This is a genomic window from Lysinibacillus sp. NPDC097231 (genome assembly GCF_044761885.1).
Taxonomy (GTDB): Bacteria; Bacillota; Bacilli; order Bacillales_A; family Planococcaceae; genus Lysinibacillus.
In genome coordinates, this window is sequence record NZ_JBIWDH010000008.1 from 96,490 (window position 1) to 122,381 (window position 25,892).

25 protein-coding genes and 3 pseudogenes are annotated in these 25,892 nt (G+C 35.4%); 9 read left to right on the forward strand and 19 right to left on the reverse strand.

Annotated features, from left to right (window positions below):
• Positions 1-994 precede the first annotated feature (994 nt).
• The 4 genes and pseudogenes from ACIQXF_RS07520 to ACIQXF_RS07535 all read right to left on the reverse strand — a co-directional run bounded on the left by ACIQXF_RS07520 (position 995) and on the right by ACIQXF_RS07535 (position 3,467).
• Positions 995-1,708 (reverse strand): MraY family glycosyltransferase, encoded by a 714-nt coding sequence (locus ACIQXF_RS07520; RefSeq protein ID WP_402780877.1) that lies wholly within the window; start codon positions 1,706-1,708, stop codon positions 995-997.
• Between the two features lie 421 nt (positions 1,709-2,129).
• Positions 2,130-2,480: pseudogene (locus ACIQXF_RS07525) on the reverse strand (serine hydrolase); the annotation flags it as partial.
• 76 nt (positions 2,481-2,556) lie between these two features.
• Positions 2,557-3,183, reverse strand: coding sequence for an SdpI family protein (locus ACIQXF_RS07530; protein ID WP_402780880.1), 627 nt, complete (start codon positions 3,181-3,183; stop codon positions 2,557-2,559).
• Positions 3,184-3,185: 2 nt separating this feature from the next.
• On the reverse strand, positions 3,186-3,467 hold the full coding sequence (locus tag ACIQXF_RS07535; RefSeq protein WP_402780883.1) for an autorepressor SdpR family transcription factor: 282 nt from the start codon (positions 3,465-3,467) through the stop codon (positions 3,186-3,188).
• Between the two features lie 581 nt (positions 3,468-4,048).
• Here ACIQXF_RS07535 and ACIQXF_RS07540 point away from each other — a divergent pair.
• Positions 4,049-4,291, forward strand: a pseudogene (locus ACIQXF_RS07540) (IS110 family transposase); the annotation flags it as partial.
• Positions 4,292-4,464: 173 nt separating this feature from the next.
• Here the strand turns inward: ACIQXF_RS07540 and ACIQXF_RS07545 are convergent.
• From ACIQXF_RS07545 to ACIQXF_RS07560, 4 genes are all read right to left on the reverse strand, one after another.
• Positions 4,465-4,893, reverse strand: a complete 429-nt coding sequence (locus ACIQXF_RS07545; protein WP_402780886.1) for an NUDIX hydrolase — start codon at positions 4,891-4,893, stop codon at positions 4,465-4,467.
• 447 nt (positions 4,894-5,340) lie between these two features.
• Positions 5,341-5,682 (reverse strand): YhjD family protein, encoded by a 342-nt coding sequence (locus ACIQXF_RS07550; protein ID WP_402780889.1) that lies wholly within the window; start codon positions 5,680-5,682, stop codon positions 5,341-5,343.
• The gene (locus ACIQXF_RS07555) at positions 5,675-6,013 is read right to left on the reverse strand and encodes a YolD-like family protein (protein ID WP_198696214.1); all 339 of its coding nucleotides are present in this window, start codon (positions 6,011-6,013) and stop codon (positions 5,675-5,677) included. Before ACIQXF_RS07555 ends, ACIQXF_RS07550 begins: the two co-directional genes overlap by 8 nt.
• Before the next feature lie 10 nt (positions 6,014-6,023).
• Positions 6,024-7,283 carry a Y-family DNA polymerase gene (locus tag ACIQXF_RS07560; RefSeq protein WP_402780894.1) on the reverse strand — a complete coding sequence of 420 codons (1,260 nt, stop codon included), beginning with the start codon at positions 7,281-7,283 and terminating at the stop codon, positions 6,024-6,026.
• Between the two features lie 487 nt (positions 7,284-7,770).
• Here ACIQXF_RS07560 and ACIQXF_RS07565 point away from each other — a divergent pair, with 487 nt between their 5' ends.
• Positions 7,771-8,988: a translocation protein TolB gene (locus ACIQXF_RS07565; protein WP_402780897.1), complete on the forward strand. Its 1,218-nt coding sequence runs from the start codon at positions 7,771-7,773 to the stop codon at positions 8,986-8,988.
• A 163-nt stretch (positions 8,989-9,151) separates the two neighbouring features.
• Positions 9,152-9,466, forward strand: a complete 315-nt coding sequence (locus tag ACIQXF_RS07570; RefSeq protein ID WP_402780900.1) for a hypothetical protein — start codon at positions 9,152-9,154, stop codon at positions 9,464-9,466.
• A gap of 244 nt (positions 9,467-9,710) precedes the next feature.
• On the opposite strand, the gene ACIQXF_RS07580 is transcribed toward ACIQXF_RS07570, so the two are convergent.
• Positions 9,711-10,157, reverse strand: a complete 447-nt coding sequence (locus ACIQXF_RS07580) for an aminoacyl-tRNA deacylase (RefSeq protein ID WP_402780903.1) — start codon at positions 10,155-10,157, stop codon at positions 9,711-9,713.
• 429 nt (positions 10,158-10,586) lie between these two features.
• On the opposite strand from ACIQXF_RS07580, the gene ACIQXF_RS07585 reads away from it, so the two are divergent.
• Positions 10,587-11,081 carry a hypothetical protein gene (locus ACIQXF_RS07585; protein WP_402780906.1) on the forward strand — a complete coding sequence of 165 codons (495 nt, stop codon included), beginning with the start codon at positions 10,587-10,589 and terminating at the stop codon, positions 11,079-11,081.
• A 194-nt stretch (positions 11,082-11,275) separates the two neighbouring features.
• Complete coding sequence (locus ACIQXF_RS07590; protein WP_402780909.1) at positions 11,276-11,791, forward strand: carbon monoxide dehydrogenase; 516 nt, start codon at positions 11,276-11,278, stop codon at positions 11,789-11,791.
• Positions 11,792-12,139: 348 nt separating this feature from the next.
• Here the strand turns inward: ACIQXF_RS07590 and ACIQXF_RS07595 are convergent, their stop codons facing one another.
• A complete protein-coding gene (locus ACIQXF_RS07595; RefSeq protein ID WP_402780911.1) occupies positions 12,140-12,361 on the reverse strand; it encodes a transcriptional regulator in 222 nt (73 codons plus the stop codon).
• Positions 12,362-12,620: 259 nt separating this feature from the next.
• Here ACIQXF_RS07595 and ACIQXF_RS07600 point away from each other — a divergent pair, with 259 nt between their 5' ends.
• From ACIQXF_RS07600 to ACIQXF_RS07610, 3 genes are all read left to right on the forward strand, one after another.
• Positions 12,621-13,298: a cupin domain-containing protein gene (locus ACIQXF_RS07600; RefSeq protein ID WP_402780968.1), complete on the forward strand. Its 678-nt coding sequence runs from the start codon at positions 12,621-12,623 to the stop codon at positions 13,296-13,298.
• A 113-nt stretch (positions 13,299-13,411) separates the two neighbouring features.
• The gene (locus ACIQXF_RS07605) at positions 13,412-13,699 is read left to right on the forward strand and encodes a hypothetical protein (protein WP_402780914.1); all 288 of its coding nucleotides are present in this window, start codon (positions 13,412-13,414) and stop codon (positions 13,697-13,699) included.
• Positions 13,700-13,931: 232 nt separating this feature from the next.
• Positions 13,932-14,417 carry a DUF3231 family protein gene (locus ACIQXF_RS07610; protein WP_402780917.1) on the forward strand — a complete coding sequence of 162 codons (486 nt, stop codon included), beginning with the start codon at positions 13,932-13,934 and terminating at the stop codon, positions 14,415-14,417.
• 791 nt (positions 14,418-15,208) lie between these two features.
• Here ACIQXF_RS07610 and ACIQXF_RS07615 read toward each other — a convergent pair.
• Positions 15,209-15,919, reverse strand: a complete 711-nt coding sequence (locus ACIQXF_RS07615; protein ID WP_402780920.1) for an MOSC domain-containing protein — start codon at positions 15,917-15,919, stop codon at positions 15,209-15,211.
• A 187-nt stretch (positions 15,920-16,106) separates the two neighbouring features.
• Between ACIQXF_RS07615 and ACIQXF_RS07620 the strand changes: the two genes are divergently transcribed.
• Entirely contained in the window at positions 16,107-17,003 is an 897-nt protein-coding gene (locus ACIQXF_RS07620; protein WP_402780923.1) for a LysR family transcriptional regulator, read from the forward strand.
• Positions 17,004-17,032: 29 nt separating this feature from the next.
• Here ACIQXF_RS07620 and ACIQXF_RS07625 read toward each other — a convergent pair whose 3' ends face one another.
• From ACIQXF_RS07625 to ACIQXF_RS07660, 8 genes and pseudogenes are all read right to left on the reverse strand, one after another.
• Positions 17,033-18,184: an acetylornithine transaminase gene (locus tag ACIQXF_RS07625; protein WP_402780970.1), complete on the reverse strand. Its 1,152-nt coding sequence runs from the start codon at positions 18,182-18,184 to the stop codon at positions 17,033-17,035.
• Between the two features lie 193 nt (positions 18,185-18,377).
• Positions 18,378-19,463, reverse strand: a complete 1,086-nt coding sequence (gene serC / locus ACIQXF_RS07630; RefSeq protein ID WP_402780926.1) for a 3-phosphoserine/phosphohydroxythreonine transaminase — start codon at positions 19,461-19,463, stop codon at positions 18,378-18,380.
• Between the two features lie 56 nt (positions 19,464-19,519).
• Entirely contained in the window at positions 19,520-20,368 is an 849-nt protein-coding gene (thiD, locus tag ACIQXF_RS07635) for a bifunctional hydroxymethylpyrimidine kinase/phosphomethylpyrimidine kinase (RefSeq protein WP_402780929.1), read from the reverse strand.
• 112 nt (positions 20,369-20,480) lie between these two features.
• Positions 20,481-21,698 carry a cysteine desulfurase gene (locus ACIQXF_RS07640; protein WP_402780932.1) on the reverse strand — a complete coding sequence of 406 codons (1,218 nt, stop codon included), beginning with the start codon at positions 21,696-21,698 and terminating at the stop codon, positions 20,481-20,483.
• Between the two features lie 8 nt (positions 21,699-21,706).
• A complete protein-coding gene (gene hemL, locus ACIQXF_RS07645) occupies positions 21,707-23,014 on the reverse strand; it encodes a glutamate-1-semialdehyde 2,1-aminomutase (RefSeq protein WP_402780935.1) in 1,308 nt (435 codons plus the stop codon).
• 13 nt (positions 23,015-23,027) lie between these two features.
• A complete protein-coding gene (locus ACIQXF_RS07650) occupies positions 23,028-24,275 on the reverse strand; it encodes a serine hydroxymethyltransferase (RefSeq protein ID WP_402780938.1) in 1,248 nt (415 codons plus the stop codon).
• A gap of 279 nt (positions 24,276-24,554) precedes the next feature.
• A pseudogene (locus ACIQXF_RS07655) lies at positions 24,555-25,073 on the reverse strand (YggS family pyridoxal phosphate-dependent enzyme); the annotation flags it as partial.
• 100 nt (positions 25,074-25,173) lie between these two features.
• A complete protein-coding gene (locus ACIQXF_RS07660; RefSeq protein ID WP_402780941.1) occupies positions 25,174-25,410 on the reverse strand; it encodes a glutaredoxin family protein in 237 nt (78 codons plus the stop codon).
• Positions 25,411-25,892: the final 482 nt, after the last annotated feature.

Sequence of the window (25,892 nt, forward strand, 5' to 3'; positions counted from 1 at the left end):
TTTAGTTTAAGTAGAACAAGGCTCTACACTCCTTATTGAAGTAAAGCACCTCGTTCAGTTAGCAGATAGATATTTATTGAAAGTTATTAATAGTTAATTGAAAAAAACCAAACATATTCGGTAATATAAAGATCAAAAATAGCCCTGTAAACGAGAAGGTTATAAATCTTTTTCTATCGATACCAACTCTTAATTCCCAGAGTCCCAGACATACTAAATACAAACCTAACAACATACTAATCATTGGTAATATTACTAAATAAATATTCATTTCATTTTCTCCTTTTAAAGATTCCGTTTTATATGTATCTCTTTGAACTGACATAGTCCCTTACTTTAATACGTCTGGCATGAATAGAAGTTCCAATTTTGAGTAAATTATCCATTTAAAATTAACAAAAATCTTAAACAAAACTGCCCCTTTAGTGAAAAAGCGACTGCTCTATTGAACAACCGCTCCCATTTGTTTAAGTGAAGATGTTCACATTTTTTCACCTTAACATAGTTTAATATCTTTATGTGTATCGGCATATCAAAAAGAAGTCTTCTTACTAAAGAAAAGAGCCTTAATTGTACGGCTTAAGCCCTTTAGAATTCAGGACTCAAGCCGTTTATTCATTTTAATTAGGCTTTTTCTCCAGGATTGTTGCTTCTGCACAAGTCTTAATTGTGCGTTCGTCTTCAATTATCACGTTTTATTTTTCCGTTGTAATATCGGATAACTCCCAAAAACAGAATTATACTCATAGGTATAGACCCGTATGAGTATGGCTGTTCAAATAGAGCAACAAACAAATTAATTACAACTAAAATCACAACGCACAACCAAATACTTACCGTTTTTTTTTCTGTTAGACTGCAATAGACTCATTCCCCTCTAAAATAAGACCTCGAACATCCTTCAAACATGAATCTACTCCGTTAGTTTAATTAGAAAAAGGCTCTACTCCTTATTAACCTAAAGTACCCGTTAGTTTAAAAAGAACTTTAGTTTCTAAATAAAGCGATATTTACGTGAAAATTGCGTGATAACCAAAATAATCGTTAACCCAACAACGAGATACCACATTCTATTAAAAGGAACTACGAACATTAATACACTAAATAATATAGCTGTTAAAGTGCTAACTGTAATTGATTGTATACTCGTAAATTTATCTTTAATAAAATAATATAAAGTGAACGGTAGTGCTAAAGTAAACATCGGAATATAAATTGTTACAATAGATGTTTTAATCAGGGATATTGAAAGTACTGCTATTATGAAACCTATTGACGTAGTAAGCGTTCTTCCTACAAATACTTTACCTGAAAAATAGCGGTATAGCAGAATAAACATAATCGCTAAACAGGTACAAATTCCCATTATTAAAACAAATGAATGACCTATGAAGAAAGCTGACATTGAGAAACAAACTAATGAAACGAATGGCAACAGCAATATTGAAGGATTTTGCACTTTTTCTATATTCATTACATTTGTAAAACCTACAAGAAATAATAAAGTAAATGGAATCGTCAAATATCCTAATTCAAAGTGATTTCCTAGATAAATATAACTAACCTCGAGTTTGCCGACCATTATTATTACAAGTGACGCACAAATTTGACCAATTAATCCCCAAATGCTTGATAATTTAAAAGCTTGAGTAAGCTTATCCGTAATTACAATTGAAACGATGCTAATTAATAAAGCTAAATATAACAAGTTTTACCTCCCGAAATAATTTATTAAAAATACTAAAAGTTAAATATTACTACCCAAAATTATACAACATATGGAAAAATAACTAAATACAATAATGATGCTTATTGAACTAAACTGCCCGTTCAATAAGAAAAAAAGAGCTGCCTATGCAACTCAATGATCTTCAAGTAAACCTCATTAGTTTAAGAAGTTCTAAAGTAAAAAGTTTCATTCCCTTTCACTTTAATTTATGCTTTCAGCTATTGTCATAAAGCTTTTAGTATTTTAGGACAAACACCTTTGACAGATTATTACCATGATTGTTTATGGGGGTAATGATAAGAGTTCGGTAAGCCTTTTCGTAAAGATAAATACAAACAAAACCAGCAAAACACCTTTTCTATGTCGTACTGGTTTTGTTGAAGTACATCTTAAATTGTAGTTAGTTCAACTTGATTGCAAATTCCGAGTTCGGTGCGCCAGCAAATACAATCGTTCCGTTCTTTGGCAACTTTACTTTGTTATTGCCGCTTACAACGGTAAAATTGATACCTACTCCATTCTCATCATACACCGCGAACGAACTCTTCGATGGCAACGCCACGGTCATCGTTTTCCCTGCTGCCGCTTGCGGGATCGTAAACCATTTCGCATGCCCATTTGCTTGCAGCGTAACTTTGGATGATTGGTTTACATCCAGCGGTTTTACGTTGGTTTCACTTACGTATAAAAATCCGGACATCTCCATATATTCATTACCGCCTTCTGTATAGAAACGAGATTCCGTCGTATTAGGTGTCTACTCCACAGGGTACACTTTAAAATAACAGAAGGCATGAACTTTTTTAATAATCTCAGAGCAGGTTTCTTTATCCCCGTTGCAACTTTGCGTAATACCCAATCATAGAGATAATTACAGTAAGCAACAGCAGAGTAATAAAGACCGGTAAAGATGCACCACCAGGCACAAGTGTGCTCACTAACATGATGAAGCCACCTGCTACATATACTCGCCCCATGTAAAGATGAGACTTGCGAATTTCGATGCCGTTATTGGTATCGTATACGGAAGTAGCCAGGCTGGATCCTAAATTACCTCTCAATCTCGGAATAAAATTACCGATCACAATGAACACAGCGCCTGTAACTAAAGGAGCAATGATATCAACGTTAAACGGATTACCCATGCCATAGGCCAATACTAGACCGTGAACTGGCAGTAGGATAAGAATGACGCCGTTCAGAATCGCATTAACCGGCCCACCTGAGCGCGAGCTTTTTTTATTCAATCCAAGCTTCTGGATCAATGCCATGCAGACAAGCATAAGAAACATCATTACGGGAATCATGCTCACAATAAACTCTCTGGGAGTAGCGGTAGAATCACTTTGATACTTTGAAGTGGAAATAATTTTTTCAGGAAGCTGTGGGTAGCTCCATACACTTGCTATCACAGCTATAATGAAAAGCAACACCGAAAACCAATACTTTTTCATAATTATTCCTCTCCCTTTCCCTTGCTATTATTGAATTGCATAAACCACTTCATTACTTCCTGTAATACAGTCGTATTGATAGAGTAAACAACATGCTGCCCTTGCCTTTCGTCCCATACCAAATCCCCTTGTTTAAGCAAGCCCAAATGATGAGAGATCGCAGGCTTTGTCATTTGAAAATGATCGGCTATTTCCCCAGCCGTTAAATCCTTATCCATGAGCAAATCAAGAATTTTACGTCTGGTCGGGTCGGAGAGCGCTTTGAATGTAAGATTTAACGTCATATTAACACCTCCTTTTCTTGTTATATTTAAACATTTAAATAATTATTTAATAATTAAATTAAACCACGCTGGTGTATTTTTTGTCAATATTGCAAATAACACGAATTGACAAATGAATTATTTGGATTTATTCAAGTGTAGCTTTGAAAGAAAATTATACCGTTTATAAATAAAGTTGTATCATTTTCCCCTTTGGACGTGTATAAAAAAAGAGCTGTTTAAGCTCAATGATCATCTACGAGTATAGCACCCGTTCGTATTATAAGGTCAGCCAGTAATCTGGTTGACTATTTTTTATTCAATTTATAGATGATAGTAGCCGGGGTCGAACGGAAGCACCCGTGGGATTAGATCCCGACAACTAAACTGTTCGCCCTCTACTTGTTAACACATGATTAGTGGTCGGGACATTTCGATCTCGTATAACAAGCGAAGATATGAATAACAAGCTAGATAGAGGTTACCGGTCAATACACTACCTTAGGAGGAGATAAACATGAATCCAGTAGTTGGTCTGGATGTCGCAAAAGGTGAAAGTCAGGAAAAGTTAGTGGCTTTTGCGAGACTAGATCCAATACTAACGCGGCTCAGCTAGGCTTCGTCACATGCTTTATACAGCTTTTCGTTGTTCTATTCGAGATAGTCGGAAAAAGAAAACAACACCTAAAACTATAGCACGAAATAAGCGATTACGAGCTTTCTATGATTTAAAACGTGAGGAAGGAAGTCCATATAAAGTAGCCATTATTGCTTGTGCAAATAAGCTTTTACATTGGATTTATGCGATTTTAAAAACGAAAACACCATTCCAAGAAACCATTTAGTAACAGCATTTTCAAATACAACAAAAACCTTCCAAATTGAATTCGGAGGGTTATTTGGGTTGCGCTTTTTAGTATGGCATGAAGTATTTATTAATTTAAAAGATTTTTATTGACAATCTATTAGCTGGTTAGTTGAAAAAGTGTATCTCTCAAAATTTACTTTCTACGAATAACTACGCATTACTGTTTACCAGTTTTTCAGCAAGTTTAATATTTTCCTTTAAATAAATAGGTAAATTAGAATTATTTAGAATTTGCTGGGTAGTCATCCAAATAACCTCATCAACTTCATCAGGACTCTTAGCAAATGGTACGCCTGATTCGTGGTCGCAAAGAAAAACAATGTCAACCACATTTATGCCTGAATCAGTAACTAATGATGAACTATTAACATACCGAAGATTAGAAACCTCTATCCCCACTTCTTCAGTGATTTCTCTTTTTAGTGTCCTTTCTAAAATATCTGTTGAAATCCCCTCCTTTTCTACCTTTCCACCAACAAGAGACAGTAAACCTCCAGCGTGTTCTTCTTTCTCGCTACGTCTAATTAACAACCATCTTTCACTTTTGTAAATTGCACCTTCTACATTAACAATAAACACAATATTCCCTCCCAAAATAATTCTTTAGAAATACTCAAAGTTAAATATACCCATCTATAAAATTATACAGTATATGTAAAAAACAAACAAATACAATGGTACGGCTTATTGAACTAAACTGCACCGTTAGTACAATAAGAAAAAAGAGCTGTCTAAAACAGCTCTCAAAGTGTTGAAAAACAAAATGGTCAAGGAAATCTTTATGAATATTTGGCACTTTAAATGAGCTGATTTCCGTTCTAGGCTACTCGCTTTGCCGCTGACGCTTCGCTTTCGTGCAGAGCAAAGCTTCCTGTGGGCAAGCGCCGAGCCGCTTCCTCCGCTCCCTTTTACAAACGGTAAGAATACTCATTTTCCGTTTCTAATTTAGTTAGTTCTCTTATTGTTGGATTAGTAACACTATTTCTTTAAATATTTTCTAAAATTCGCTGCTCAAAGCGAGCATAGTTATTTGTTTATCCGATTAATTAGTAACTTTTCTACTTGTGTTTTTAAAGCTTGATTAGCATAACGAAGTACTACGTCATTACCTGCCGTTGCGACTTGGACGTCACTAAAATATTCATCCACTGGTTGCCAACCTACTACTCGGATACGAAGTTGTGCAAGTTGCCGTTTAAGATTAAATAATTCTTGTCGTAAATCCTTTAACAAAGTATCCATTAATGGAAGAAAGACATTTTTCATTTTAAATTGTTCTGCCTTTTGATAATCAATCTGCAAAGATTTCACTGCTAATTCTAACAATAGATATTTGTGAAGTAATTGCCTCTCATCGGTTTTAATCATAATAATCAGCATCCAGTTGCGCTGAACATATATTTTTTAATGAAATACGTTTTGTTTTAAGAAGAGTCTCAAGTATAAGTTCGTTTGTATTAATATTTATAGAATTTATTTTTCCTATCCATTGAGTGATTTTACCATCTGACCAAACATCTAACTTAACGTTTTGATGCTGATTATAAGCTAAATCTATCGTTTGTTGTAATTCTTCTAATTCCCAATCGGCAAGCTCTCTTTGTTGTTTTGCATATCCCTGCTTATACTCCCTAAGTAGCTCCAAATGCTCTGGTAACATCATCGATGCCCATTTAATATTACCTCTGTCTTTTATCATCAAATCACTCCTATGCCAAATGACCACCAACTAAGCGATCTCGATTAATAGCTGTACCAGCTTTTGTGAAAGAAACTGCTCTTAATATTGAGGTAGCCCCAAACCTATTGCGTATTGCATCCATTGTAGGACCGATTATTTGACGCTGTGGTTTGCGTTCGTCAAATAAATCTAATTGGATGCTATGCTCTCTTTCGAGGTTCGTTATTCGCACAGATAATTGACGAGCTGGCTCTCCGGCAAAGTGTTCATCCAGTAATTCAATACAAGTTTTATACATTACAAGAGTTTCACTTGTTGGTACTGCAATCGTTTTAGATCGATGGAACCCTTTGGTCATGGCATTATGACTGTAGGAAAGACCTAAGCTGATTGTACGGCCAACAAACCCTGCATCACGTGTGCGTTTCATTACATCTTCGCACATTTCTAGGAGCACTACAGAGATTTCTTTTCGTGTGTGATAATCCCTCATCAGCATTTGGCCCTTCCCAAAACTTAAAGTGCCGTTTGTTATTAACGGCTCCCCTAATGTGGATAAATCGATTCCCCATGCATGATAATAGAGTTGATTGCCCATTACACCAAAGCGCTTTTCTAATTCTTTTAGATTTGTATTAGCCAAACCACCAACTGTTTGTATTCCCATAGCATTTAGATTTGCTTCCATTCGTCTTCCTATGCCCCACATTTCGGATAGAGGTCGTACAGGCCATAATTTCTTTGGAATATCGTCATAAGTCCAGTTGGCAAAACCAGTTTTCTTTGCATCAAGGTCTAAAGCTAATTTGGCTATTAACATATTTGGCCCCATACCTACTGCACTAGGTACATTAAATTGGTCAAGAATAGCCCTTTGTATTTCCTTAGCCGTTTCTTCAGGTGAACCCCAAAGCTTTTCAGTGCCAGTTAAATCAACAAAGCTTTCGTCCACACTATACACATGTATAGCATCAACTGGTACGTAATTAGAGATCAATTTTGTAATCGTCATCGACATTTGAATAAAGAAACTCATTTTAGGCTCAAACAATCTAATGTCAGGATGTTTTGGTATCTCATATCGTCTACTGCCAGTTTTGATTTTAAATTTCTCTTTCATCAATGGTGATGCTGCAAGTACAACGCTACCCGGTTGGTCAAAGTTTGCTACTACTGCAACTGGAGTTTCAAAAATATCTAGCCCATGTAACATTGCTACACAGCTAGCGTAAAAACATTTCATATCAATGCACATAATAGGTCGATTTGGCATAACATCGTAATTCATACAACTTCACTCTCTTTTCGGTAAACAGAAGTGACAGTGAAAACATTATTGATGATAAAGGAACGTTTTGCCTGTTGTATTGCTTTAACTAATTGATCTCGCATCTTGATTTCCTCCCAGTTACCTTACGTAATTTTAATGATAAATCACAACATCCATAAAGTTTCCCTTTTCATTACTCTACGCAAGAACATCTGTTTGTATACATAATATTAGAACATTTGTTTGGGTATTAGCAAGATTTAATTTATGGAAATTAAAAAACACAAATCCCACAAAAACAGTACATATATTAGAAATCATTAAGTTTCAAGGATATTAAAATAGGATAATTTAACTAAATGTAAAACCAAGACACAAAAAAGAAAAAGATGTGGTTTTAAACAAAGTCTGTTCATTTATATAAAAGTGAATGGTGCTAGCTACTATTGATGGACGGATATATGTCTTTCGTAAGGACACCCTACCTCTAAAAGGAGGTCGGTTAATGGTGACGAGGATTTTATTATTAATACTATTTGTTAGTTTTAATTTTTCAACAGGTGCTTCTGCTGAAGTTCCACTTAAAGCAGCTTTTATACGAGACCACCAGCTTTGGATGAAAGAGGACGATAAAGAAATACAGCTTACAACAGGTCAGTATGTATCCTCTCCACAGTGGTCAAAAGATGGTCAGTTTATTGCCTATTTAGCAGGTGACGAGAAAGGTGAAAAAACGTATTTGTATATTTATGATTTGAAGAAAAAAGAAAACTATCAGCCATATCCAACAATTGAAACAAGCATTATTAAATGGTCACCAACGTCAAATCAACTAGCTTACATTTCGCATGGTGTCCTAGATGTTACAAAAACAAAAAATGGACGACCACAAGGTTTTGAAAATGTATCTCTAGGTGTTAGTGATTTTGAATGGTTTCCCAACGGAAAAGAGTTTATCGTTTCATCTCAATCTAATTTACTTCCTACTGGATGGGAACCAGTTCGTCTTTTTAAAGTGCCAGTAGATGCTAATCTTGATTCGAATAAAATAAAACCTTTTTACACCATTCAAACAAATACAACCGACTTATTTGCTATTGATGCAGAAGCTTTTAAGTGGAGTCCTGATGGAAGTTGGATTAGTTTTCTATTAACACCTACTGCGTCTTGGTCCAATGATAGCAATACACTTTCTGTACTTTCATCAGTAGGAGACCATTTTCAGGTTATTGGAAAAATGCTTGGGTATAAAAATTGGATAAAGTGGGCCCCTACCAAAAATCAACTTGCCTTCATATCGGGGGAAGGCAGATTTTTCGTTGTAAACAAAAATACTACCGTTACAGAAATTCCCACATTGAATACACGAAAGGAATACACACCTAAAGGATATGTCGACCTTGATTTGGAATGGTTTTCTCCAGATGAAATAATTGTTGCTCGGGCAAAAGAAAACAAAGAGTGGAAAGAGGGACCGGTTCCAACTATGTTTACAGCGCTATATGTAATTAATATTAAATCAGGAGAACAAAAGCAGCTTACATTTCCCAAGAAAAATAAAATAGATAAAGCACCTCAAGTGGTTGGTTCAACTATTACTTGGTATCGAACATCTGAAAAAGAAAACCAAGGAGATGTTTGGGTTAAAGATGGAATAAATGGTCTAGAACATCGGTGGTTAAAAAATGTAGAATCTGCACCAACTTTTTTCTATAAAAAGTAACTGAAACATCCACATATTCCATATTTCGTTTTTATAGTGAAGGGTGCTCGTGAATAAGAAGAACACAATCTAAGCGGAATAAAGGTTCTTGGACCGTTGGAAAACGCTCTACAATGTGATAGTTTGGAGAAAATATTCCTTAATATAATTTAGGAGCACTAAAATGAATAAATGTTTTCTTATTGTATTGTTAACTGGCGTATTAATTAATATATCTATAAATGAAACAGTAGAGGCAAAATCAAGTGGTTCCCCACAACCACTTGAAGAATTTCTTCCAGCAATAGGCTATAAAACTGTAGAATCTGCGTTAAAAGATTTTGAACGACATTTTAATAAGGAGCTTAAGCTACCATTAAGAGTACCACCCATTAGTTTTACCCATCAGTTTGGAAGATTTAGTGATTCAGATGGTGATATCAATGATGAATTTGAAGTAACAATGATAAGTACGACCGCTTTGAAACCGCACGCGTAGCTTTATTTAAGTACATCGAAGGCTGGTACAATCGCAAGCGAATCCACGGTAGCATTGGTTATTTCACATCCGATGCGCATGAGAAAATGTGCCAAGCAGCAGCTAAAAAAGGATACAAAGAAATCTCCCCACACATTTTCCGGGTGCAACTTCAATCCTTTTTAATTGTGCGGTAGCAAGTATCAGACTTGGAACCTTAATAGAAAGGTGCCCATTGTTAAACAAGAAAAAGTAGTATTTTCTGTTAATCGAAGGCTGCAATCACTTGATTTAATTCATTTAAGGCTTGTGGTTCAATTTTTAAAGTAAATGTTGGTTGACCAGTCCCTCCATAAATATAATCATATTGTAAAAGTCGTTTATCTATCACACAAGGTAAATCAAGACCTACCATACGAACACTCCCTACTTGGAATCCTGTAACTTTCTGAACTTCCTCTGGAGATGCTAATTTTACTTTACCGCAACCTAAAATATCAGCTATTTTCTCAAATTTAACTTTGCTACGCCTTCCAGATACAATTAATGCAAAGAACCCTTTATCGGTCTTTAGTATCAACGTCGGAGCTGTTTGTCCGACTTCAATTCCAAAATATTTTGTGCCATCTTGTTTTGAAATTATTGGTTTTTCGTGTTGAATTATTTCATATGAATATTTGCTTTTCTCTAAAATCCCTTGCAATTCCTGCATAAGAAACACCTCCAATATTGAATATAACATATAAAATTATGGAAATATTTTAAAAAAACTATTAAACTAAATGGCCTTTTAACGACATAACTTATCACTTAACTGTCCCTAAATCGATCTTTAAATTCAAACCAGATATTCTTTTCCTTTTCACTATAAAACACCCTTTAGACTTCTAAAGGCGTAAAACGATACAACTTTTCAGGCTTTTTATTACTCCACAAAAACGCTCGTTCATTTAACTAAGAAAGTAATAAACTTGTTATTCAAGTATGGCACCCTTTAAGGGAGGTGCCCCTTTTTGTCTATTTGGAAACCCTTAATACTAAAGGGATAAAATTATAATGTTAACTCAAAAATGTATACTATTCATAAATATGATATAAGCTAAAGTTTGAATAAATAATTAAAATCGAAAGGAGAAAGGATATGAAAAATGTTCTGAAATATCTTCCTCTTTTGTTGATCTCCACTTTTCTCTTTTTTACACTTTTAGCTAATGCAGAAAAAAATGTAAATAATAATAGTGGAGTTAGAAATAATACCAGTATAACACCTAAAAATAATGCTTATTTAAGTTTAGATAATAATATTGATTTAAAGGACTTGGCAAATAACGATAATGTTGAAAAAGAATATGAATACAGTTTAAAGTATAACTACGAGGAAATTTATGAATTGTTAAAATTAACTGAACAAGAGTATGATGCCTACTGGAAAGAAGGCCTTTCTATAGCAGAAATGGCAAAAAAACAAGGCATTGACAGAGAAATTTTAATGGAGTACTTCGTGACTTTTCACCATAAAGTATTAAAAGAATGGGTAGTACGTGATAATGTACCCGAGCATCTGTATTTCACACAAGTATATCGCTTAAAAGATGAAATTAATGAATTTATTGATCGCAATCCAAATAAGCAGTGAAATAAAACCTTATTCAATCCTAAGCATCTTTAATGCCCATCTATCCATTGCTGATAGATGGGTACTTTTATTTACAACAAGCATAATTATATGTAATGTCTGTATATTTCTTACCTATTCTTAAATACTAATAGAGAAGTGGGAGGAGTTTTTTTGATTACTGATTGATGTACTTAATACTGGGGGTGGATTAAATGTTAAAAAAAGTTTATATGACATTTTTTTGTATTATAATTTTCTCCGCTATAGAAGTCGTATATGCTGACCCTCAACCGCCTACTTTTGAGGAGAAATATGCTGAAGGTGGATATAAATCCGTAGAAGATGCAGTTAAAGAATTTGAAAATCATTTTAAATGTACAGTAAAATTACCAACCATTTTGCCTTCTATTTCTTTCACGCATAAATACGGAAAATTTTTTGAAGATAAAGAATATAAAATGAATGATGACTTATCAATAAGGTTTGTTAATAAAGATATAAAAGAAAATTTATTTAAAATTGATATTCGTCCACCTAAAAATAAATTAGATTTTGAAGGTACAAAGTATACACTTCAAGATGGTACTAAAGGAATTTATTTCGAACACCAAATTTTTAATTTTTTTGTCTTTGAAAAAAATAATTTGCAATATATACTCGGGATTTATAAAGGAGTAGCGAACAAAGTACCACCTGAAATGTTAGTTAAAATTGCAAATTCAATTTAATATGATGAATAACAATAAAGTGTTTAAAAATGAATGTAAAAATCTCCATTCCTCCTATTTTAAACAATTATTATGAATACAGACATAGATGCACTAACTAAGAACTACATTCCTATTGAGCAATCCATTAATTATGGAAAACCATTAGATAGAATAAGGGCTGTCACAAAAGTCACTTTTATGACAGCCCTTTTCATTTTTTACATTTATTTAGAAGCAAGTTTTATAACTGATTTAGATTTTGCTGTTACTTTAGATACTACCTGGTTGCTCAAAATTACCAATAACTCAATGGGATACATTTCATATCAATACAAAAAATGTCCTTGTGCGATAGATCATCGTAATTCATATGATCTCACGCTTTCGATGTAGAACGGGCAGTATTGCTAGCACATTGTTAATAATAAACGTACGCTTTGCCTGCCTTGTAAAGCAAAATGCTGTAAAGGAATCACCAACAATCTTCATGATTTTCACACGCCTTTTAGTAATGACACCAGACTTGGATACATACATCATGCTGACTATTTGTTGACGTTGCATTGCTTTTATTAACTGTTCTTTCATCTTAGCTGCTCCTTTTCACTAGTTCTGTCATACACAGTGAGCACAACAGAGCTGTTTTGTTTCAGAACAAACGTTTGCATTTTTCATTATACGCACGTACATTCTTAATTAGAAGTGGTAATTTTAGCTAATTTTTAAGAGGGATGGTTTAACCTTAGGGGAAAAATAAAAATGGGCATTCGTTTAAGCCTAAAATAACTATGTACATATTCTGTGCTAATGACAAGTATTGAAAAAGTTAATTAGAAAGGATGTAATTATTAGCTCAAATATTGATTATACTTCACCATCAACGCAGTTCACTTTTGATGTGAATAACAGCACGCTTTTTAAAAAAGATGATCAGAATTTTATTAATATCCTAGGTGTAGAACAATTAAATACGCTAGAAAATATGTCTTTGCTGGATATTTTTCTAAGTAAGGCAAACGTGATAGAGCCACACTATCATCAAAATGCAGCAGAACTTGTTTATTGTATTTCTGGTAGTGCCATCGTATCTATATTTAATCCCTTTACAAAAAAAATTGAAAACTACCCTATAAAACCTGGTCAAGTGGCAAATGTACCGCAAGGCTGGTGGCATTATGAAGTGGCTACCGAGGATGACACACATTTACTAGCTATGTTCGATGCGCCAACTCCTGAAGTCATTTTAGGCTCAGATATATTAAGATTTACACCTTCCAATATTATGGCTCACACTTATTGTTTAGATGAAAAGCAGTGGAAGAAAACCATTGAGCCTATTGTACCATCGACATATATTGGTCCACCTAAAGACTGCAACCGTGTAAAATCGACTGAAAAGCAAAAGGATCCTCATCATAAGCCTAAGCAAAAACAAAAGCCTAAGCATCAATATCCACAATATATGAACCCAAATCCATCCCCATATCACTATCCATACATGTATCCATATGGTTCGTATTATTAAGATTCATGCGAAGTAATGGATAGCTCTACACCCTTCATTGCATAAAAATAAATAAAAAGGAAAATCTATATGTTAAAGTCACAGCTTTGTTATTGCTAAAAGAGGTGTAGAAAATGGAATTATTTCCAGTGATTCATACAAATTTTTGGGATGCTGTAATAGCCGTTCCAGCTGTGTTAATTATTACACAGCTTATTAAGGTATTTATGCACGTACAGCCTAAATATGTTCCAGCAATCGCCCTTGTGATTGGCTTGATAATTTCTATCTTCATTAGCCATCGACACAATCTTATTGTAGGAATATTTATGGGCTTTTTTTATGGTTACGCCGCTATTGGAAATTTCGCCGCATTAAAAACAACCATTAATAGCTTTAAAAACAAGAAATTAAAGGAATAAACTTTTCAGCTTCAGTCTCCTCGTCACTCCGTTCCTGCGGGGCTTTCAGTAAGCTATCCCGCAGGAGTCGCCACTCTCTATGTAGACAAGCTGAACCGAAACCGTATTATCATTTTGATTATACAGCTTTAGTTGGTTAACCCTTTTATTGTAAAAATTGATTAGAATTTCATTTATTTACACATCCTAATCTCAAATAAATGAACGATAACATGAGTTAGGAAGTGTAACTATGGTATTAGTAAATGACAATCTAGAATTATTACGCAATAAGGAGATTTTTAAGATTTGGGAACAGCTCAGTGTAAATAATGGCTATATAGCTTCAAATCATACATTTTTCAAGCACGCTATCGATAAGGAATTAAAAGCCATTATTGCAGATTTTAATCGATGTTTAATAAATAACAATACACAGCTAAAAATACTATTAAAGGAAAATGGGGTGCTTGCCTCCTCTGCATCCATTGAATACGGCAAGTTGAAAATTAAGAGGATTCGAGGAAAAACAACTATAAATGATACAGAAATCAGTACCATCTTATCGATGAATATTGCTTCTTCACTTATTTCAGTCAGCAAAGCTCTAGAGTTGTCTGTTAAAAAGAAGCATACAGCAAAATATGCAGAACTTCATATGCGGTACGCCCTACTCGGTTCTAAGCTAATACAGTTGAGTAACAACAAAGGCTGGCTCCTCCCCCCTGCTAGAACTTAATATAAAAAGCTCTCGTGTCCACAAAACGAGAGCTTCCATAAATATACATCAAGATGTTAGTTTGTAATGCTTCAAACAATTCATTTATAAAATAATTGCAATTATTCTTGTAAGAATACTCAAAACTACGCTTATATTCTTCAGCTAATGCCTCTTCTATTTTCCATTCTAACCCGGGTTTCTTCTCTCCTGAATACTTTTCAATCTCTAAAATAATAGCCTTGCTTACAGTTGGATAAATAACAGCATATAGCAAAAGTATTTTAAAAAAAGTGGATTTAAATATTTCAAAACCTAACGTTCAAGTAAGAAAATTTAGTTAAACTTCTCCCCCAGCACTTATCATTTTTATTTTGAAAGGCATAACCAATTGTAAACTGCAGAAAAGTATACAAAATAACGTACAAAGTTAGAATACTAATAACCAGCGCAATATAAAAAAGAGAGCCTCTTTGGGGGTACTAAATAATGTCAAACATATAAATATGACTGTATTTCCTTTACTACTTAGAATGTGAAACTATGCTATTCAAAATTGTTTATTAGGAAAACGACAGTGTTGAATACTTTCTTTCAAAACTGCCGTTTTATCTACTGGCTATCTATACAGTCATCACCATTAAGTAATAAATGTTTCTAAAAAGTTAAACTTACAATATTACAGAAGCTCAATTCAAAGATTTATCATAATATTCAAATTGAGATAATTACATTAAAATATTGTACAAATACTTAATTGTTTTACACTACCTTATCCCCAGTCAAATCACTGTAGTCTTTCAACATCATGATTATTCATTTGGACCGATTACACGATTACGAATATCCAATTTTCCTTTACCTTCTGCACGTTTAGATAACGTATTACGCCAGTTAGGTGCGAGGAGTTCACAAGCAGCAAGTCTAGCTGCTAATTCTAAATCATGTTTTTTATTGTGCATAACATCATTGCATTTAGCCACAGTCCATTCAGGGAATGGTCTTTCTTGAAGTTGGAGATAATCTCCTGCTTGTATCTCACCCTCTTTAAGAACACGAAAATACCATCCCGTTAAGCCCTCTTGTTGTATTTGTAAAGCTAAATCTTTTATCTTCCAGCGTCTTGCTGGTCTCCAACATGGTTGCCTTGGTTGCGAAACTTGAACGACAGCCCCACCAATATGAAATACATCACCGATACATAAATCATCTTCATTGATGTTTTTAACAGCTAAGTTTTCACCAAATGCACCGACGGAAAAGTCTGACCTTTGTAATTTTTTTTGCCAATAATCATAATGAGAAACCGTATAGACAAAAATTGCTTTTTCCGGTCCGCCATGTCGCTTAAGATCTGCTTGTCCGTCCCCTCCAAGATTTGTTTTCCCTGCCCAAATCTTTCCTTTAACTGGATATTTTACAATTCCAGTGGTCCACTCACGATCCATTGGATGTTTTGCATCTTTATTTCCGAATGTTTGTGGCCTTCCTACCATTATTTTATCTATCACAGGTTGACTCACCGATATCAAACTCCTTTTTAAAATTAATTTTATTCATATTTCAGCAATTTTAAGATGGAATGCATAAACTCAAATATTCAAACTATTTTCTACCATAAATTTCATCTATTAGAAATATATAATAAATTAGTGTATAATGATAGTTAAAACCTATCATTATACATATAAATACTTGGGAGGAAATTCGGTGGAACTAAAACAATTGGAATACTTTATAGTACTATGTCAAGAGCTGCATTTTACACGTGCGGCGGAGAAACTAGGTATTGCCCAACCTTCTCTTAGTCAACAAATTAGCTTGTTAGAACATGAAGTAGGGATGCCTTTATTTGATCGTATTGGCAAAAAAAATATACTTACTGATGCAGGTAAAACATTGCTCCATCACAGCTACAATGTTTTTCATGAAATTTCTCAGGCACGTGCTGCAATTAGCGAGCTTCAGGGATTAGAGAGGGGCACGCTCAAAATTGGCTCCCTACTCACCGTTGTTAATTATTTGCTTCCCCCAACAGTTATCGGTTTTCACAATGCTTATCCCAATGTAGAACTTTCTGTACAAGGGTTACGAACTGGAGATATTTACAAAGGACTATTACAAAATGAATTGGATTTGGGTATCGTTTTTTTACCGTTGGAACATGAAGACCTAGAAACTATTCCGCTCTATAAAGAAGATCTTGCTTTTGCTGCACCTATAGATCACATCATTGCAAAAGAGGCGTGTGTATCACTTCAAGTTTTACAAGAGACACCATCTATTTTATTACCTGAAACCTATTTTCTACGACAAGTTGTTAACGAACAGTGTAGTTTAATGAATTTCGCACCCAAACCAGTACTTGAAATGACGACGATGGAATCTATCATTCAAATGGTAAGCAAAGGCATCGGTGTTACGATACTACCAAAAGCTTACTTAGATTATATTGATAATATTCATATTAAAACGATTCCTATTCAAGATCCTGTGATCACCACACAGATTGGCATTGCCTATCGAAAGAACAAACATTTATGCGCTGCTAGTCGCGTTTTTATGGATCGATTGATTAAAACAGTTAAAGAGGAACGCTTTAACTAGAGCTTTATCAGGAATAATCTTTATGCTTTTCAATACTTTTTCAGTATAACTTCAATGAGGTCAACGGCTTGGTCAATTTCTTCTTTAGTAATTAATAAACTCGGTGCCAGACGGATTACATGAGTTCCCGCAGTAAGTACGAGCAGTCCTTGTTGCAGCAGCTCTTGAATTATTGGGGCAATCGGTTCGCGGCATTCAATACCAATTAAGAGACCAAGCCCTCTTATATTTTGTACACTAGGATAGTGCTGAAGTTGATCTGTCAAGCGCTGCAATGCGTATACTCCGAGTTTAGTAACATGTTCCATTAAACATCCATCAAGTAGCGTTTCAAGAGTTGCAAGACCTGCGGTTACCGCAAGAGGGCCTCCCCCAAAAGTCGAACCATGACTCCCTGCTGAGAAAGCCTCTCGAAGTTCTTTCTTACCTATCATCGCGCCAATTGGAAACCCACTGGCTAGTCCTTTGGCAAGCGTGATGATATCTGGTTCGATACCATAATGCTCATAAGCGAACAAACTCCCTGTACGCCCCATGCCAGTCTGTACTTCATCGATAATAAGTAGCATCCCATGATCTTTACATAAAGCAGAGAGTTCATCTACGAATTCTTGCTCTGCTAGATAAACTCCACTCTCCCCTTGCACTAACTCCATCATTATCGCTGCAGTTTGATCGCTTATTTGTTCTTTTACAGATTGAAGATCATTTAAACGTGCATATTTAAATCCTTGTGGTAAAGGAAGAAAACCGTCCTTAACTTTGTCTTGTCCTGTCGCAGTCGATGTTGCTATAGTGCGCCCATGAAATGATTTCTCAAATGTAATAATCTCATATTTCCCATTTTTCAGTACACTTCGGTGATACCTTCTCGCACATTTGATGGCTGCTTCGTTAGCTTCAGCACCACTGTTGCAAAAGAAAACGAGGTCCATACAGCTATGATTGACTAGCATTTGTGCAAGTTTCTCTTGATTCGGTATATGGAAGAGATTAGAAACATGCCATACACGATCCAGTTGTTCCTTAATTTTCTCTTTAACTTTCACAGGTACATGACCTAAATTACATACCGCAACACCAGACATAAAATCCAAATACTCTTTTCCCTGTTCATCCCATAACCGACTCCCTTCTCCTCTGACTAGTGAAATAGGGTATTTAGCATATGTCGGGAACATAACATCATTCTCCGAATGATCCACAATACATCACTCCCTGAAATATTCTTTTATCTTTTGTAGAAACAAAATGAATTGACCGACTTCTTATTCATGATTATATAAATAAAAATTGTCGTTTTATTAGCATCAAAATTTATCTTGGTAATTCCTAATTACACTTCTATTACAATATAAGTGTCTAATTCCTCTACTACCCAAAAAGTTTTTGAAAATCAATCATAAAATTCGTTAACGCCTGGCATTGTTCGTATGTAACTGCATTATAAATAGAAACCCGAAGGTGTCCTGCATCCCGATGACCCTTCACCCCAATAAAACCACTTTTCTCTGCTTCTTGTAAAAAAAGTTTTTCTATTTCTTCATTAAAGATACTAAATGTCACATTCATCTTTGAGCGGCTTTCTAAATGAACTAATCCATTATAAAAACCGCCACTCTTATCGATTGTACTGTAAATTAAATCCGCTTTCTGACGATTACGCTTTTCAATAGCTTCTACTCCACCATTATTTCGGATCCATTTCAACATAAGATTTACGATGTAAACAGCAAACACTGGAGGAGTATGGTGTAAGGATCGGCTATTCGCATGAACTCGATAGTTCATAATATCAGGAATACTCTCAGGAATGCTTTCCGTTAGGTCGCGCTTGACAATCACAACTGTAACACCTGATGGTCCCAAGTTTTTCTGTGCACCAGCATATATTAGAGAAAAATTTGAAACATCAATATATCGAGACAAAATATCACTGGACATATCCGCAATAAGTGGCACTTCGCCGGTATTTATAAAATTCTGATACTGAGTACCTAAAATTGTTTCATTAGAAGTAAGATGAATGTACGCAGTTTCTGGATCAATCTTCACACCAGAAAGATTAGGGACTTTTTTAAAATAATCGACTTCCGAGCTTCCTGCAATAACAATCTCGCCAAATTTTCTCGCTTCTGCTATCGCCTTTTCTGACCAGATTCCGCTATGCAAGTAACTTGCCTTACGTCCTTCTACTAAAAAGTTCATAGGTACCATAGCAAATTGCGTACTTGCACCACCTTGAAGAAATAACACCTCATAATCAGTAGGAATGTTGAGAAGATCCTTCAACAATTGTTGTGTTTCTTCATTGATATTCTCATACTCCTTACTTCTATGTGATATCTCTAAAATAGACAAACTAGTTCCCTGTAGATTGAGGAGTTCATCTTGTATTTGAAGCATTACTTCTAAAGGTAATGCTGCTGGCCCCGCATTAAAATTATAAACTTGTTTCATTCTTGTCCCCCCCATTTAATTGCAGATACTTTAAATTTCTTCATAGCTCTTCTTTTTTAGTATTCTTGTTTCTGAAATTCTATAATGCTTTCTTTGACCCCTAACTCCCCATATCTATGATAAGCAGCAAAATCTGGAGGACCTACGCCTCGCTTAAATGTAATGGAATGACGAATGGCAGCTGTAATAAACATTTTTGCTTCTTTAACAGCCTCTTGAACAGGTTTACCTTTTGCTAACAAGGCTGTAATTGCGGCAGAATAGCTACATCCTGCTCCATTTGTATGAATTGTATCAATACGCTGCGCTTCGAGTATATGTAATTTCTCTCCATCATACAGCACATCAACAGCTGGACCTTTCAAGCGACCTCCTTTGACAAGGACATATTTTGAGCCTAGTTTTTTCAATTCTATTGCTGCTAGTTTTAAGTCATCAACAGTTGTAAGTTGTTGATTCGATTTTAATAATAGTGCTGCTTCTGGCATATTTGGTGTAATAATTGTCGCTAAAGGTATTAATTTTGTTTTAAGGGTATTGATAGCGTCGTCTTTTAACAAAGGTGTGTCCATTTTACCAACCATGACTGGGTCTACAACAACATTGGTCGTGTCGGCTTCTTCAATCCACTTGGCTACATGGGAAATATTCTCCTTTGTATAGAGCATTCCCGTTTTTATCGCATCTACCCCGACGTCACGAAGCGCTGTATATATCTGTGCTTCAATAGCACTTAATTCTATAGGAAACACATTTTGATTGGTATATGGATGGTATGCAACAATACCAGTGACAGAACTTAGACCAAACACACCCATCTCCTGGAAAGTTTTTAAATCAGCTTGAATCCCAGCACCTCCTCTTGCAGCAGAACCCGCTATTGATAAAGCTCTAGGTACCCACATATAATCAAATCCTCTCATGTTTATGAATCTAAATTTTCTTTGTCTTTAATTTGCGACCTAGTGTTTACCCATCCATCTAAATAGAGTGTATTTACGCGATATTAAAATAAAATCATTCTTTAAAAAACTCTTTCGTTTTCTCTAGTGCTAAAATGAATCGTTCGATATCTTCTTCTGTATTGTATAAGTAAAAGCTGGCACGTGCCGTAGCACTAGCTTCAAAGTGTCGCATTAATGGTTGGCAGCAATGATGCCCAGCGCGTATTGCTATACCATAAGTGTCGAGAACCGTGGCTAGATCATGCGGATGAACTTTGCCTAAATTAAACGTAACCAACCCAAAACGTCCATCATCAGGTCCATATATTGTAATATCTTCAATTTGTTTCATTCGTTCTACCGCATAGCTAGTTAATTGTTTATCGTGCTTCTCTATCGTATCTAATCCTATTCCTTCTAGAAAATCGATAGCTGTACCTAAACCAATTGCACCTGCGATAATTGGAGTTCCTCCTTCAAATTTCCACGGCAATTCTTTCCAAGATGCATCATATAAATCAACATGATCGATCATTTCTCCTCCAAATTCAATCGGTTCCATTTTCTCAAGCAATTGCTTTTTTCCGTACAACACTCCAATACCAGTTGGTCCACACATCTTATGACCTGAAAAGGCATAGAAATCGCAGCCCAAATCCTGAACATCTACCTTTATATGAGGGACACTTTGTGCACCATCCACTATGATGACAGCGCCATGTTTATGAGCAATTGCAGCCATTTGTTTCACGGGGTTAGCAATTCCCAATACATTAGAAACATGCGAAACGGCTACAATTTTCGTGTGGCTAGTAATTGCTTTCTCGGCATCTCCAATAGAAAATGTTCCATCATTTTGGAGTGGGATATGTTTTAATTTAGCTTTCGTTGCTTTTGCCACTTGTTGCCAAGGAAGCAGATTACTATGATGTTCCATTGCGGAGATCACAATTTCATCCCCTTCATTGCAGACAGCTCTTGCATAGCTACTAGCTACTAGATTTATAGAAGATGTCGTACCACGAGTGAAGATAACCTCTTTTTCCGTCTTTGCATTAAGGAAATTAGCTACTTTCTTCCGTGCTCCTTCATAAGCATCTGTAGCACGTGAACTTAACGTATGTACTCCTCTGTGTACATTAGCATTATCTTGTTCATAGTATTGTTGCAATGATTCGATGACTTGGAGCGGTTTCTGTGTTGATGCTGCGTTATCTAAGTAAACCAGCGGATACCCATGAATCTTTTGATTCAGTATCGGAAATTGTTTTTGTATATTGATCGATTCCATTATTATTCTCACCCTATACTTTTGACATTACTAAGTGCTTGATAATGAGCCTTAATTGTATATTCAATATCTTCATCGGAGTGTGCTGCCGATATGAACATCACCTCATAAGGTGTAGGGGCTGTCAAAATTCCAAAATTCAGCATACTCGTATAATATTTTTTAAAAACATGCATATCCGAACTCTTAGCTGTTTCATAATCAACAACCTCTTGTTCTGTAAAAAAGATAGAAAGCATGGAGCCTACCCTGTTGATTTTTAATGGCACACTTGTCAATTCAGCATTTTGTTTGAAACCTTCTTCTAATCTAGCCGCTTTTCTTTCCAAATCATCATAGATTTCAATCTGCTCAAGTAACCTCAGAGTTCTATATCCAGCTGACATTGCAAGTGGATTCCCTGATAATGTGCCTGCTTGGTAAATAGGTCCTGCGGGTGCAATTTGCTCCATGATTTCACGTTTGCCTCCATAAGCTCCCACAGGCAATCCCCCTCCTATGATCTTTCCTAAACAAGTAATATCGGGATCGACTCCGTATAGATTCTGTGCCCCATGATAGTCTACGCGAAAACCAGTCATTACTTCATCAAAGATAAGCAAGCTACCGTACTGTTTGGTAATCTCCCGTAACCCTTGGAGAAATCCAGGATTTGGAGGAACAACTCCCATATTTCCAGCAACTGGCTCGACAATAACAGCTGCAATTTGTTCCCCAAATTGTTCAAAGGCATGACGGATACTCTCCATACTGTTATAAGGTACTGTAATAGTATCAGTAGTGACATTATTGGGTACCCCCGGACTATCGGGCAATCCTAATGTAGCCACCCCAGAACCTGCTTTGATTAACAAAGCGTCAGCATGTCCATGATAGCCACCTTTAAATTTCACAATTTTTTGCCGCCTTGTATATCCTCTTGCTAAACGTAATGCACTCATTACAGCTTCTGTTCCGGAGTTCACCATACGTACCATTTCAATAGATGGAACAATTTCGCATATTAATTTAGCCATTTTCACTTCAATCTCAGTAGACAATCCAAAGCTTGAACCATCTCTTACTGCCTTCTGTATCTCTTCCTCCACTGCTGGATGGGCATGTCCAAGTATCAAAGGTCCCCATGAGCATATATAATCAATAAATTCATTTCCATCAACATCAAATATGTGAGATCCTCGACCTTCTGTAATAAAAACAGGAGGAGAGTCAACCAACGAAAATGCACGTACCGGGCTGTTCACTCCTCCAGGAATCACACTTTTTGCTTGTTCGAATAATGCTTTGGAGTAAGAATCCACTCTTTTTGTATTCATTTATTTTCCCCTCTCACTGAATCTTCCGCTCATATAAAATGAACCCCGAAGTTATTTCTTTGACCTCATCACTAAGTAGTTTGATTAACGTTGAATCTTGTGGATTCTTCAATGCTTGTGAAATAATACGTGCTATCTCTATCATTTCACTTGGTCCCATTCCTCTTGTAGTTATGGCTGGCGTACCAAGACGAATTCCACTTGTTATTTGTGGACTTGTCGGATCAAATGGAATTGCGTTTTTGTTTACCGTGATGCCAATCTCATCAAGTAGTAGTTGTGCATCCATTCCAGTGATCTTAATATTGCGAAGATCTAAGAGGATAAGATGATTGTCAGTCCCCCCCGATACAACATTTAAACCCTCTGCTATCAATGCTTCAGCTAATACTTTTGCATTCTGAAGTACATTTTTCATATATTGTTTAAATTCAGAGGAGGAATTTTCTTTAAATGCTATCGCTTTGGCAGCAATCATATGCATAAGCGGTCCACCCTGAATAGCTGGAAAGACTGCTTTATCAATTGCTTGTGCCCAGGATTTCTTACATAAAATGACTCCTCCCCTTGGACCTCGCAGTGTTTTATGTGTTGTCGTTGTTACAAAATCAGCATGTGGTACAGGGTTTGGATGTAAACCAGCTGCAACAATACCAGCAATATGAGCCATATCTACAAGAAATAACGCCCCTACCTCTTTAGCAATTTCAGAAAAAGCTTCGAAATCTATTGTACGTGGATAAGCACTTGCTCCCACTACAATCATTCGAGGTTTATGTTCATGGGCAAGTTTCCTCACTTCATCATAGTCTATTAGATGGGTTTGTTCGTCGACACCATAAGAAACAAAATGATATAGCTGACCAGAGAAATTAACGGGACTTCCATGTGTTAAATGACCACCGTGTGATAAATTCATGCCTAAAATCGTATCGCCTGGATTTACAGCTGCAAAATAAACTGCTGCATTAGCCTGCGAACCTGAGTGTGGCTGTACATTGGCATGTTCTGCATCAAATAAACCTTTAACTCTTTCTCTAGCCAATTCTTCTACTATGTCAACATACTCACAACCACCATAATATCTTTGTCCAGGATAGCCTTCCGCATATTTATTTGTTAGGACTGTACCCATCGCTTCCATAACAGCTTCACTAACAAAGTTTTCTGAAGCAATCAATTCAATTTTATTGCGCTGTCGATATAGCTCCTGCTGGATTGCTTTTGCTATAGCAGGATCTTCTTTAAACAAATTCTCCATTTACATTTCCTCCCTGATGTATAACTTCATTACATAGTAATTTTTCATTTTTTAATTTAGAATTCAATTTGATAAATTATTTCATATAGAAAATCAGTCACTAGCTACTCTTTTCATTGCAATCTTAATATGCAAGTTCAACATTAATGATCTAATATTCTGTACTTTTTTACTGTAAGGTGGATTAAAAAATCTCATTGTTATTCTTAACAACGAGAGTGACATCTTGAGAATTCTATTTGTTGGACATTTGCTAATGTAACTTAACTACTTATTAAATTAATCTCTCATTCGTAATTGTTCATTCCAATAATAACTGTCAGGGTACTCTCTTTTTCCAAATATTGCAGTTCCTACTCGAACAAGCGTTGCCCCTTCTTCTATGGCTATCTCAAAATCACCAGACATACCCATCGACAGTATATCCATTTCAACTCCAGGATAATTTTGATCAATAACCTGTTGTTGAATTGACTTTAGGAGACGAAAACATTCTCTAGTCTCTTTATCATCAGTAGTCAGTTTTCCAATCGTCATTAGACCTTTAATATTTAAAGTATCTAATTCAGAAAGCTGTTTTATCAAATTCAAAGTTTCCTCAGGGGCAACCCCAAACTTGCTTTCTTCATATGATGTGTTAACCTGTACAAGAATATCTAACTTTCTATTTTCTTTTGTAAGTTCCTTATGTAATACCCTCCCCAACTTCAAACGGTCAACTGAATGAATACAAGTTACATATTTTAATACTTGCTTCACTTTATTTGTTTGTAAATGACCTATGAAGTGCCATTCCATATGTGGTAAAAAATGTGGTAAAAAGATTAATTAAAGGCATGTTTTAATAAACCTTATCGAAAAAAGGGGAAGGTGCCCAAACAGCACCTTCTTTTAGAACTTATCCCTTAACATCAGCTAAACTTGCACCAAAATTGATATGATATACATTTTCACCGATCACCAATGCTGGGACTGATTTTACTCCAACCTCTTCTGCTTCTTCAATACGATTTTGGTCAGTGCCAAGATGCACTACTTCCGGAGTAATTTTTGATTTATCAAGATAATCAAGAACCATTTGCTCCGCATCTACACAAACTGGACAACCTGCATGATAAAAAATTGCTTTTGACATTTGCCATTACCTCCTATACTTTTTGTGGCATTGCTACTTAATTTAAACTATAGAAGGTGCCATAAAAGTAAACAATATCAAATTACCTATGGTATCCATAGGTAAAACTAATTGAGTTTTTCAAAAGCATTATCAGTTTCTATCGAAGTTATGTTTTATTTAACAATCAAAAGAATTCACAAAAATAATCTAGATTGTCGCTTAACAATAGTTGGATTATTTCTGGATCGTTATCAAGAGATAGGGCTTGTATTGGAGAATATTTTAATTATTGAAGGTTTCAACATTGATATAAAGTAAATAGAGGAACTAGTGAACAAATAATCTTTTATATTACTAGAAGTTATTGAAACAAGATTCATGTCATATTCATAAAATGAAGGGGATATATCGCGGTCAAAATGACCCAAAAACGATTGAAATCAGTTGAAAGTTTTTGAAATAAAAAAAGCGACCACCCCTTTATATATCATGGGATTTGA

Bases quoted from the DNA above. Each gene is read 5' to 3' on its own strand.
- ACIQXF_RS07650 (WP_402780938.1), bottom strand. From the start codon at position 24,275: ATGGAGAATTTGTTTAAAGAAGATCCTGCTATAGCAAAAGCAATCCAG.
- ACIQXF_RS07595 (WP_402780911.1), bottom strand. From the start codon at position 12,361: ATGAAAGAACAGTTAATAAAAGCAATGCAACGTCAACAAATAGTCAGC.
- ACIQXF_RS07610 (WP_402780917.1), top strand. From the start codon at position 13,932: ATGGTATTAGTAAATGACAATCTAGAATTATTACGCAATAAGGAGATT.
- ACIQXF_RS07580 (WP_402780903.1), bottom strand. From the start codon at position 10,157: ATGCAGGAATTGCAAGGGATTTTAGAGAAAAGCAAATATTCATATGAA.
- ACIQXF_RS07605 (WP_402780914.1), top strand. From the start codon at position 13,412: ATGGAATTATTTCCAGTGATTCATACAAATTTTTGGGATGCTGTAATA.
- ACIQXF_RS07640 (WP_402780932.1), bottom strand. From the start codon at position 21,698: ATGGAATCGATCAATATACAAAAACAATTTCCGATACTGAATCAAAAG.
- ACIQXF_RS07535 (WP_402780883.1), bottom strand. From the start codon at position 3,467: ATGACGTTAAATCTTACATTCAAAGCGCTCTCCGACCCGACCAGACGT.
- thiD (WP_402780929.1), bottom strand. From the start codon at position 20,368: ATGTGGGTACCTAGAGCTTTATCAATAGCGGGTTCTGCTGCAAGAGGA.
- hemL (WP_402780935.1), bottom strand. From the start codon at position 23,014: ATGAATACAAAAAGAGTGGATTCTTACTCCAAAGCATTATTCGAACAA.
- ACIQXF_RS07585 (WP_402780906.1), top strand. From the start codon at position 10,587: ATGAAAAATGTTCTGAAATATCTTCCTCTTTTGTTGATCTCCACTTTT.
- ACIQXF_RS07530 (WP_402780880.1), bottom strand. From the start codon at position 3,183: ATGAAAAAGTATTGGTTTTCGGTGTTGCTTTTCATTATAGCTGTGATA.
- serC (WP_402780926.1), bottom strand. From the start codon at position 19,463: ATGAAACAAGTTTATAATTTTAATGCGGGGCCAGCAGCATTACCTTTA.
- ACIQXF_RS07570 (WP_402780900.1), top strand. From the start codon at position 9,152: ATGAATAAATGTTTTCTTATTGTATTGTTAACTGGCGTATTAATTAAT.
- ACIQXF_RS07555 (WP_198696214.1), bottom strand. From the start codon at position 6,013: ATGATAAAAGACAGAGGTAATATTAAATGGGCATCGATGATGTTACCA.
- ACIQXF_RS07660 (WP_402780941.1), bottom strand. From the start codon at position 25,410: ATGTCAAAAGCAATTTTTTATCATGCAGGTTGTCCAGTTTGTGTAGAT.
- ACIQXF_RS07550 (WP_402780889.1), bottom strand. From the start codon at position 5,682: ATGATTAAAACCGATGAGAGGCAATTACTTCACAAATATCTATTGTTA.
- ACIQXF_RS07625 (WP_402780970.1), bottom strand. From the start codon at position 18,184: ATGTTCCCGACATATGCTAAATACCCTATTTCACTAGTCAGAGGAGAA.
- ACIQXF_RS07565 (WP_402780897.1), top strand. From the start codon at position 7,771: ATGGTGACGAGGATTTTATTATTAATACTATTTGTTAGTTTTAATTTT.
- ACIQXF_RS07590 (WP_402780909.1), top strand. From the start codon at position 11,276: ATGTTAAAAAAAGTTTATATGACATTTTTTTGTATTATAATTTTCTCC.
- ACIQXF_RS07560 (WP_402780894.1), bottom strand. From the start codon at position 7,283: ATGAATTACGATGTTATGCCAAATCGACCTATTATGTGCATTGATATG.